8 protein-coding genes are annotated in these 9704 nt (G+C 66.4%); 4 read left to right on the top strand and 4 right to left on the bottom strand.

Going from position 1 to position 9704, the window contains the following annotated elements; translation table 11 throughout:
- A partial coding sequence (locus tag SX243_23190; GenBank protein ID MDY7095890.1) for an NHLP bacteriocin system secretion protein occupies nucleotides 1-506 on the bottom strand: 506 nt, incomplete at its 3' end.
- A complete protein-coding gene (locus SX243_23195; GenBank protein ID MDY7095891.1) occupies nucleotides 503-2059 on the bottom strand; it encodes a TolC family protein in 1557 nt (518 codons plus the stop codon). The genes SX243_23190 and SX243_23195, both read right to left, overlap by 4 nt.
- Nucleotides 2060-2325: 266 nt before the next feature.
- Here SX243_23195 and SX243_23200 point away from each other — a divergent pair, with 266 nt between their 5' ends.
- Entirely contained in the window at nucleotides 2326-3555 is a 1230-nt protein-coding gene (locus SX243_23200; protein MDY7095892.1) for a hypothetical protein, read from the top strand.
- 70 nt (nucleotides 3556-3625) lie between these two features.
- On the opposite strand, the gene SX243_23205 is transcribed toward SX243_23200, so the two are convergent.
- Nucleotides 3626-4993 carry a sigma-54 dependent transcriptional regulator gene (locus SX243_23205; GenBank protein ID MDY7095893.1) on the bottom strand — a complete coding sequence of 456 codons (1368 nt, stop codon included), beginning with the start codon at nucleotides 4991-4993 and terminating at the stop codon, nucleotides 3626-3628.
- A 121-nt stretch (nucleotides 4994-5114) separates the two neighbouring features.
- A complete protein-coding gene (locus tag SX243_23210) occupies nucleotides 5115-6635 on the bottom strand; it encodes a trypsin-like peptidase domain-containing protein (GenBank protein ID MDY7095894.1) in 1521 nt (506 codons plus the stop codon).
- A gap of 516 nt (nucleotides 6636-7151) precedes the next feature.
- On the opposite strand from SX243_23210, the gene rimP reads away from it, so the two are divergent.
- From rimP to SX243_23225, 3 genes are all read left to right on the top strand, one after another.
- Complete coding sequence (gene rimP, locus SX243_23215) at nucleotides 7152-7634, top strand: ribosome maturation factor RimP (GenBank protein MDY7095895.1); 483 nt, start codon at nucleotides 7152-7154, stop codon at nucleotides 7632-7634.
- Between the two features lie 21 nt (nucleotides 7635-7655).
- Nucleotides 7656-9215, top strand: coding sequence for a transcription termination factor NusA (nusA, locus tag SX243_23220; GenBank protein ID MDY7095896.1), 1560 nt, complete (start codon nucleotides 7656-7658; stop codon nucleotides 9213-9215).
- Between the two features lie 127 nt (nucleotides 9216-9342).
- Nucleotides 9343-9704 (top strand): hypothetical protein (locus SX243_23225; protein MDY7095897.1); only part of this gene is annotated, 362 nt, incomplete at its 3' end.

Here is a 9704-nt window from a genome sequence, read left to right on the forward strand (position 1 = left end):
TCCGCCTCCAGCCGCTCTTCCAGCAGCTCAACTTCCTTGCGGTTAGTGGCCAGGCTGCGCTCCAGGTTGGCGCGCTGCTGGGCCTGGTTGGAACCGGTGAGGCGGCGCTGTTCCCGGGCGTACTCCCGCAGCTCCTCGAGCTCCGCGGCGAGGGAACGCCGGCGCTCCTCGGTGTCTTCGATCTGGCGCAGCAGGGGTTCTTGCTGCAGGGTCAGCACCGGCTTGCCCGCTTCCACCAGCTGACCAGTATTCACCAGCACCTCTTCCACCCGACCGGAAGCGGTGACCGAGAGGTTGGACACTCCGCCCCGGCGCACCAGGATCCCCTCGCCGCCGGCGAGGGTGGGAATGGAACCGAACCAGGCCCAGAAGAGGGCCGCGGAGAGCAGCAGTCCGACGCCGCCCAGGGCCAGCCAGCCCGAGGGCCGGGTGACCTGCATCAGCTGGTCCAGCTGTTCCGGGGAGGAAAGGCGCTCGAGGGCGACCTTGCGGAAGATGCGGCTCATGGACTGGAAGCTCCTGCCAGCACCGATTCTTGGTTCTCCGGCAGCGTCAGCACCGCCTGCACCGGCACCCGCAGGGTTGCCTCTTCGGCTACGTTCTGTCGTACCTCCACCAGCGTGCCGGTCTGGAAGCGCAGATCGAGCACCGCCAGGGCGAGGGCAAAGCGGGCCTGGATCTCCTGGCGTCGGATGCTGGTCAATCGATCCCGCTGACCGATGACGTCGATGAGGGTCGAGCTTCCTGCCTTCAGCTTCTTCTCCTCATTGCTCACCGCCTGCTCGAAGAGGGCGACGCCCCGGGCGGCCTTGGCCACCTGGACGGCGCTACGGTCCACCGCGTCCAGCGCCTTGCGCACTCCGGCGATGACGTCGTCGCGGACCAGGTCCAGCTGCAAGGCCTGCTGCCGGCGCGCCGAGGTGCTCTGGATCAGCCGTCCGCGGGCAGCGCGGCGAAGCCACGGCCAGCTCAGGCCGATGCCCAGAGTGGCGCTGAACCCGGAGGCTTCGCCATCGAGATCCGGCACCGGCGCGAAGCCAGCGGTATCGAGGCTGAGGGTCTCGTAGCCAGGGGTGAGGAGCAGGTCGACCCGGGGCAGCAAGCCGTTGCGAGCCGCTTCCTCGCGGAGGCTCCCGGCCTCCAGCCGCAGCTCGGCGGCCTGGATTTCCGGGCGCGTCGTCATCGCCCGGGCGACCCAGCTCTCCGCGCTGGCCACGACCCGGCTCACCCCGATCACGTCCTCCGCTCCCCCACCCCCGGCCGGGCCCGACTCCCCGCCGATGCCCGCGGGCAGGCGCAGATCCGAGAACTCGCCGACGGGCAAGGGCAAGCCGGCGCCCCCGGCCTGCAGAGTGCCGGTGACCAGCTCCAAATCTTGGCGCGCGGCGTAGAGTGCGGTCTCGGCACTGAGGGTGGCGGTCTCCTTGGCTAGTAGATCCGCTTCCACCAGCACCCGATCCGCCGCCGGCAACAGATCCGCTTCGATCAGGCGCTGGGTGTTGGCCAGCAGGGTGCGGGAGCTCTCCTCGGAAATGCGCAGGATTCGCAGATCCTGGTCCGCCGCCACCACCTGCCAGTACTGGGAGACCGCTGCCACGATGCGGCGGGCCACCTCGTCGACTCGATCCCAGGTCTGGGCGGTCAGCTCTTCCTCCGCCGCCAGCAACCCCGCCGCCACAACCCGCCGGCCACGGTCCCGCAGCAGGGGTTGGCGAAAGGTCCAGGACAGGGTGGTGGTCTCCAGGCCGACGCCGTCCTCCGGTTCCTGGCGCTGTACCGCCACGGATGCGTCCATGGAGAGCCCCGACGGCAGTAGATGCGACCAGCCGGCGGAGACGTCGGTGACGGCACTCTCGTCCACGGTGCCCCCGGCCTGGGGAGAGCGGGCATCGAGGTGGGAGAAGTCACTCTCCAGGAGGGGCTCGAAGAGGCCCTGCTCCACCAGCAGGCCGCCCCGGGCGGAGTCCACCCGCAGGTCGGCGAGGGCGATGTTGGGATCGTTGGCGAGGGTCAGGGCGATGAGCTCTTCCAGGCTGAGGCCGCTCTCGAGTCTCTCCACCGAGCCGTTTGCGGCAGCGTGCAGAGGCCCGGCCGGCAGCACGAGACCGGCCAGGAGGAAGAGCCCGGTCAGCAAGGAGTACCTGACCGAGGACCGAAGCCCTTCCTTTAGGAGCCGATAGGATGCCTGCCGGCTGAGCGGCCCCGTGTCCGCAGGCCTCAGCACCCCCGGCACCGGGTCCCGGGGAGTGCCGCCGCACCAGCTTCGCCGCCACCCCACCACCGAGGGCCGGATGAGTCATACATCAGGGGTGTTAAGTTATCGGAATGAAGCGATACCTTCAAGATTTAGACGATGGGAAGGAGCTATCCCCAGACCACCGGCAAGAGCTGGAGGCTTATCTCCAAAGCCCCTATCGCGAGCCCGCCCGGAGGTGGAATCAGGCGCTGCCCCTCGACGACGCTCCCTTTGTCGAGATCTGGGAGACCTGGGAAATGGAGTCCCGAGGTGCTCAATCCAAGGACCCGCGAGGTGTCGGGAAGAGCCCGGGGGCCCTAGAGGTGCTGCGGGAGCATCTGCCCCAGCTATCCTTCCCGATTCGAGAAGGCATCAGCCAAACTCCTGCCTACCGTTCCGCCACCCTCGCCGGCAATCCATCCTCGGCGTTTCCGGAAGCCATCGGGCTCTCGCTGGAGCGGCCCGAAGAAGTCCGCTTGATTCTTCATTCGAGCCTGGCGGGGCGCATTCCCTACCTCCAGGTCCCCCACCGGCCGGACTTTGTGCGCCTGGTTCAGGCCCTGGCCCGGCGCAATGAGCCCGTCCCGGTGCCCGCCGCCCAGGGCGCCGCGGCGGTGGCCGGCTACAACAATTGGGCGCGCATCTGGCAGCACCGGGAGCGGTGGGAAAGCCTGCCGCCGGAGCAGCGAGCGAATCCCTCCTGGCGCGAGGAGATGGTTAGCCTGCGCCCGCGCAAGGAGCTCTATCAGGACACGTTCCTGATCCTCTCCCGGGGGCCTTACAGCGGCGTCGACGCCGCGGACCTCGGTCTGGACGAGGGGCGGTGGCTCGATCTATCGCTACGCATCCGACTGGAGCATGAGGCCACCCACTGCTTCACCCGACGGGCTCTCGGCGGCATGCGCAACAATCTGCTGGACGAATTGCTGGCGGACTACGCCGGCCTGCGCGCGGCGACGGGTAGATTCCCCGCGGATTGGTTTCTGCATTGCTTGGGGCTGGGCGCAGAGGACGAGTCTCCGCGCTCCGGCGCCCGAGTGGAGATCTACCGCGGCGACCCGCCCCTCTCCGATCCGAGCTTTGCGGCTCTCCTCGAGCTGGTGCGACGAGCCGCCCGGCAAGTCGAGCGCTTCGCGGCGGAGCTCCCCCAGCCCGATCCAGAGGAGCTGCCGGCCCATCTGGGGCGAGAGCTCGTGGCCTTGGCCCAGCACCGGCTGGACGAGCTCGCGGCGGAGAATGGGGCGGAGCGGCTGCGGGAGAGCTACAAGGGGCTGGCTTCGGTGGTCGGCACTGCCGAAGCCCGAACGGATTCGAGCTAGCAACGGTCAGTGGCGTCCCAGAGCCGGCTGCAAGCCGGCGCTCCCAGGAGCGCCTTGGGTAAGGCTGCCCCTACTTCCGCTGGATATCGTATTGATCCAGCTTCTTGTACAGATTGCTTCGCGGGGTTTCGATGGCCTGGGCGGTTTGGGTGACGTTCCACTCGTTCTCGTCGAGTTTTTCCAGCAGGAAGAGGCGCTCGGCGGTTTCGCGGAACTCGCGGAGGGTCTTGATCGCCATCAGTGCCGAAGAAAGCTCCGGCTGGGCGCCACCGGCGGCGGTGATGACGTCGTCCTTGGACAGCTCGTCGTCGGGGGCCAGAATCAGCAGCCGCTCCACCAGATTCTTCAGCTCGCGGATATTGCCCTTCCACGGCAGGGATTTGAGATAGGCCAGGGCCTCCGGAGAGAATTCCTTGGCCCTGTAATTGTTGGCGTTGGCGTAGCGCCGGACGAAGTAGTCCACCAGCAGCGGGACGTCCTCCAAGCGCTCCCGCAACGGCGGGGTGCGGATGGGTACCACGTTGAGGCGGTAGAAGAGATCCTCCCGGAAGCGGCCCTCGGCGATCTCCTCCTCTAGATTGCGGTGGGTGGCCGCTACTACCCGCACGTCCACCCGGATGGAGCTGCCGGCGCCCACGGGCTCCACCTCGCCGTTCTGCAGCACCCGTAGCACCTTGGCCTGGGTGCGCTGAGACATGTCGCCAATCTCGTCGAGGAAGATGGTGCCGCCGTCGGCGACGACGAATTTGCCCGCCTGCTTGCGCACGGCGCCGGTGAAGCTCCCCTTCTCGTGCCCGAAGAGCTCGGACTCGATGAGCTCGTCGGGGATGGCGGCGCAATTGACCTGCACGAAGGCCTTGTCGCTGCGCGCGCTGAGGCGGTGGATGGCTCGCGCCACCAGCTCCTTGCCGGTGCCACTCTCGCCGGTGATGAGCACCGTCGCCGGAGTCGGCGCCGCCTTCTCGATGGTCTCCTGCAACCGCCGCATGGCCGGCGAGGCACCGATGAGCTCGTCCGGCTCGTGGCGTAGGGTCTTGTTCTCCTGCTGCAGCTGGAAGCTTTCCACCGCGTTGCGCAGAGAGAGCAGCACCCGCTCCCGCTGGAGGGGCTTCTCGAAGAAGTCGAAGGCGCCGGCGCGGGTGGCCTCGACGGCGGTGCTCACGTCACCGTGGCCGGTGATCATCAGTACCGGCATGTCATAGCCCCGCTCGCGGAAGGCTTTGAGCACCTCCAGGCCGTCCATCTCGGGCATTTTGATATCCAGCAGCACCGCATCCGGCGAGCCCGCCGCCACCCGGGTCAGCGCCGCCGAACCGCCGGCGGCCTCATCCACCCGATAGCCCTCGTACTCGAGGATCATACGCAGGCTCTCCCGGATGGACTCCTCGTCGTCCACCACCAACACCGTCGCTTTATAGCTCTTGTCGCTCTTTGCCATGGCTCCAGAGGTTATCGGAAGGCATGAGGGATAGAAAGCTCCGCGGAGCCCGCCGCATACAGAACGGGCCGGCTGCCCCGCGGCGGCCGGCCCGTTGGGATCAGGAAGAGGCTCGGCCCCGTCAGGGCACCCGCACGAAGGCGAAGCGGCCCACCGGGCGGTCCAAGCGCGGGCTGACGGTGACGACATAGAGCCGCAGATAGCCGCCGGAGGTGATGCTGCCCACCGCTTCCTCGAAGCTGGAGGATCCGGTGATGGCCGTACCGTTGACCTCGGTGACCACCTGGCCCCGCCGCACGTTCTCTTCGTACAGCGGGCTGGAGGGCTCGACGGCGGTGATCCACACCCCGTCCATATCCTCCGGGATGCCGTGGGCGTCCCGAATTCCCGGGGTCAGATCCTGGTACTGGATCCCCAGCCAATCGATGCTGCCGGAATCTTCGCCGTCGTCCTCGAGGTCCGCGACCTCGGCCCCGGGACGCTCAGCGAGCTCGACGGTCTTGGTGACGGTCTCGCCACCGCGCAGAACCTCCAGCTGCACCTTGGCGCCGGGGCCCTTGCTGGAGACATAGTCGATGAGGTCGCGAGTATTCTCGATTACCCGCTCATCGGCGCGGATCACCACGTCGCCGTGGCGCAGGCCGGCTTTCTCGGCGGGGGTCCCGGAGCGCACCGAGTTGACCAGCGCACCGTTGGTGTCCTCCATACCGAAGGCCTGAGCCGATTCGTAGTCCAGGTTGGCGATGTCCAGGCCCAGATAACCGCGGCTCACCCGGCCTTCGTCCCGCAGCTGCGGCAGCACCGACTTGAGGGTGCTCACGGGCACCGCGAAGCCGATGTTCTCGGCGCCGTAGTTGATGGCGGTGGCGATGCCCACCACTTCACCGCGGAGGTTGACCAGCGGGCCACCGGAATTACCGAAGTTGATCGCCGCATCGGTCTGAATGAAGTTCTCGAAGGAGACGTCCCGGCCCAAGCCCAGGCCGCTACGGTCCTTGGCACTGACCACGCCGACGGTCACCGAGTGATCCAGGCTCAGGGGGCTGCCGATGGCCATCACCCAATCCCCCACCCGCAGGGCCTCGCTGTCGCCCAGCGCCAGGTAGGGAAACTCCGAGCCCTCGATCTGCAGCAGGGCGATGTCGGTGTCCGGATCGGTACCCTTCACCGTCGCCGGATACTCCCGCTCGTCCACCATCACCACCAGGTCGCTGGCGCCGTCCACCACGTGATTGTTGGTCACCACCAGGCCGTTGGAGCTGACCAAGAAGCCGCTACCGCCGGAGTCCTGACGGAACTCCCGAGGCTGCTGCTGCTCCGGCTGCTGTTGCTGGCGGTCCCGCGGGCCGAAAAAGAATTCGAAGGGATCGATGCCGCCACCGCGGCCGGAGGGGGCGCTTTCGAAACTGGTCGCGCGGATCGAGACCACCGCCGGGCTCACCGCCTCCGCCAGATCGGCGAAGCTGGGCACGCCGGCGGAGCCGCTGCGGGCTTCTTCGACGGTCAGCGTTTGGGGCGGCAGGTTGGAACCGATGGCCTGGGGAGTGATCTCCAAGCTGCCGGCCAGCACCATGCCGAAGACGACGGCGCCCACCAGAAGCAAACCGGTGACGAGGGGACGTTTGGACGTTGGGCTTTGCATATCGAGGTGCTCTCTCCTTGGATCGTGGCTTTGAATCTTAGCCTTGGGGATCTTGGCTTTGGCTCGTATCCTTGAATCTACAGTCGGATCAATCTCGCACAGAACTTTTGCAAACTGCCTGCCAACGGTAGCAGGTAGAAAGCCGTCGCTACGCAGGGAGTCGAGGCGAAGGCACGCTCCTCCGCCCCCTCCACCACCGCTCGAGGCTCTGCCATTTTGGCACCCGGAGGCCTGCGACGGTACCATCCGGACACGTGCAAGTTCCCTTGAAATCGGGATTCGAGGCGCGTATACTCCATTGGGTTGGCGCTCGCCTCGGGCGAGATTCGTCCCGTGCGGCATTTGTCTTGTGAGATAGAGCCTCGTGCGAGCAAGCAGGTGGGCAACCGCCCACTTTTTTTGTTGGTGTAAGGTTTTGCCGCATTCATCGGTACTTTGCGGATCGCTGGCTTAGCACCTAGATAGACCAACCTGGTACCGGCCGAGATTCGGAAAGGTTACGACGGAAGCGAGCACATGTCGGGTAGCGCTCTCAGCCCAAGCTTGGTTGCTGAGCTCGAAGCCATCGCCGAGGGTGAAGGCTGCGAGCTGGCCCATGCCGAATTCAAGGGTGGACGTCTCCTGGTGGTCTTGGACCATCCGGAAGCGGTCACGATTCAGCACTGCGAGCGGGTCTCGAAACAGATCTCCTCGCTGCTCGATGTCGAAGACTTCGGCCGTGGGCGCTACACCCTGGAGGTGAGCTCACCCGGGCTCGACCGCCAGCTCTACCGGCCGAAGGACTACCAACGGTTCCTCGGCCACCTCGCCCGGGTTCGATTCCGCAACGAGGACGGTGAGCGACAGACCATCATCGGTCGCATGGAGCGGCTCGACGATGGTGTCCTGGCGGTTGTAGAGACTCGGGGCACGGACAAGAAGACGGGACAGCCGCGAACTCTGGAACACCAGATTCCGCTGTCCGCGATCGAGCTGGCACGGCTCGAAATAGAACTCTGAGTAGGAAGAACGAGAACGACCATGGCTCAAGCACAGGCCTCTGAAGTCAACTTCGCCGAGATTCTGCGACAGGTCTCCCGGGAGAAGGAAATCGAGCTCGACCGTTGGGTCAAGGCTCTCGAGGACGCGATGGCTTCCGCTGCCAAGAAGCAGCACCGCATCAAGGAACCGGTGCGGGCGAAGCTCGACACCGAGACCGGCCAATTCGAGGCGTTCATCGTCAAGACCGTGGTCGAAGAGGTGGAAGATCCCCTCGGCCAGTGGAGCCTGGAAGAGGCGCAGGATCATAAAGAAGACGCCGCCATCGGCGACGAGATCCTGCTGCCCATCTCCACTGAAGGACTGGGCCGGATCGCCGCCCAGAGTGCCAAGCAGGTGCTCTACCAGCGTATTCGCGAGGCGGAGCGGGAAAAGATCTACGACGAGTTCATCGACCGTGTCGGTGAGGTGGTCAACGGCACCGTCAAGCGTTTCGAGCGCGGCGACATCATCGTCGACCTGGGACGCACCGAGGCCATCTGCCCGCGCAGCGAGCAGAGCCGCCACGAGCGCTACAGCCAGGGAGAGCGCATCCGCGGCGTCATCGTCGATGTCCACACCCAGCCCAAGGGGCCACAGATCGTCCTCTCCCGCACCGACCCGCGACTCCTGGTCAAGCTCTTCGAGATGGAAGTGCCCGAGATCTACGACGGCACCGTGGTGATCAAGAGCGCCGTGCGGGCTCCCGGCGAGCGCGCCAAGGTCGCGGTGTTCAGCCGTGAGCGGGACGTCGACCCGGTGGGTGCCTGCGTCGGCATGAAGGGCTCCCGCGTGCAGTCCATCATCCGCGAGCTGCGCGGCGAGAAGATCGACATCATCGAATACAGCGACGACCTGGTGACCTTCGCCCAAAGCGCCCTGGCGCCGGCCAAGATCACCCGCGTCTCGGTCACTCACCACGGCGAGGTCCCCCATCTGGACGTCATCGTGGAAGACGAGCAGCTCTCTCTGGCCATCGGCAAGCGCGGCCAGAACGTCCGGCTGGCCGCCGAGCTCATCGGCGCCAAGATCGACATCAAGAGCGAGAGCGACGTCAAGGACGAGGTGGCTGACGCCCTCGCCCGCATGCTCCAGGGTGCCATCGACCAGGTCCCGACGGAGCCCGGCGCGGACGTGGAGCTTGACCTGACGGAGATCCCCGGCGTCGGCGCCAAGACCGCCGAGGCCCTGCAGGCCACCGGCCTGGGCACCCTCAACGCCCTGCTGGAGGCCACCAAGGAAGATCTCACCGAGGTCGAGGGGGTCGGCCCCAAGCTCGCCGACACCATCATCGAATGGGTGACGGAGGCCGAGCAGCGCCTGCGGCAACCCGCCGCGGAGGCCGAGGCAGCGGACGACGACGCCTTCGAGCTGGTGGAAGAGCCCGCCACCCCGACCATGGCCGACGACGATTTCATGGCGGCCCTCAGCCGGGCCTTCCAGGAGAGCGAAGCCTTGCAGCCCCGTGCGTCCGAGGACGACGGGGATGATGCCAGCGACGAAGCTGCCGAGCTGGCGCAGACAGATAGTACAGACACCGCCTCGGAGACGGAGAACGACTAAGAGCAACCGGCTACAAGCGCTTAGATACCCAGGCGGTCACTCGTAGCATTGGAGAGCTAACAGGCATATGGGAAAGATTCGGGTCCAAGACCTAGCGCGAATGATGGGGCTGCCCTCGCAGGACCTCGTGTTCAAGCTCAAGTCCATCGGCGTGCGCGTCGAAGGTGATGACGCACAGATTGATACGGACATTCTGCAGGCCATCCTGCAGGGTAAGAAGCTGACTCCTGCCCGGGAAGTCATCCTTCGGGACGGCGAGGACGACACCAACGCCACCACCGCAGCCCAGCTGCGGCGGCGTCCCCTACCCTCCAAGGCTCCGGTCAATCCGCTCCGGCCCAAGCGTCCCCGCACGATGATCAATCGGGTCGAGCCGAGCATCAAGACGCTGCCCGCTTCCGAGCGGGCCAAGCCCAAGCCGGAGCCGGAGCCCGCCAAGCCGGCGGCGGAAGCCAAGCCAGCGCCAGCCCCGGAGCCCAAGAAGGAAGA

The sequence above is a fragment of the Acidobacteriota bacterium genome (assembly GCA_034211275.1).
Classification (GTDB): domain Bacteria; phylum Acidobacteriota; class Thermoanaerobaculia; order Multivoradales; family JAHZIX01; genus JAGQSE01.

Excerpts from the sequence above, each read along its gene's own strand:
- SX243_23200 (MDY7095892.1), top strand. The coding sequence starts at position 2,326 with ATGAAGCGATACCTTCAAGATTTAGACGATGGGAAGGAGCTATCCCCA.
- SX243_23205 (MDY7095893.1), bottom strand. The coding sequence starts at position 4,993 with ATGGCAAAGAGCGACAAGAGCTATAAAGCGACGGTGTTGGTGGTGGAC.
- SX243_23210 (MDY7095894.1), bottom strand. The coding sequence starts at position 6,635 with ATGCAAAGCCCAACGTCCAAACGTCCCCTCGTCACCGGTTTGCTTCTG.
- rimP (MDY7095895.1), top strand. The coding sequence starts at position 7,152 with ATGTCGGGTAGCGCTCTCAGCCCAAGCTTGGTTGCTGAGCTCGAAGCC.
- nusA (MDY7095896.1), top strand. The coding sequence starts at position 7,656 with ATGGCTCAAGCACAGGCCTCTGAAGTCAACTTCGCCGAGATTCTGCGA.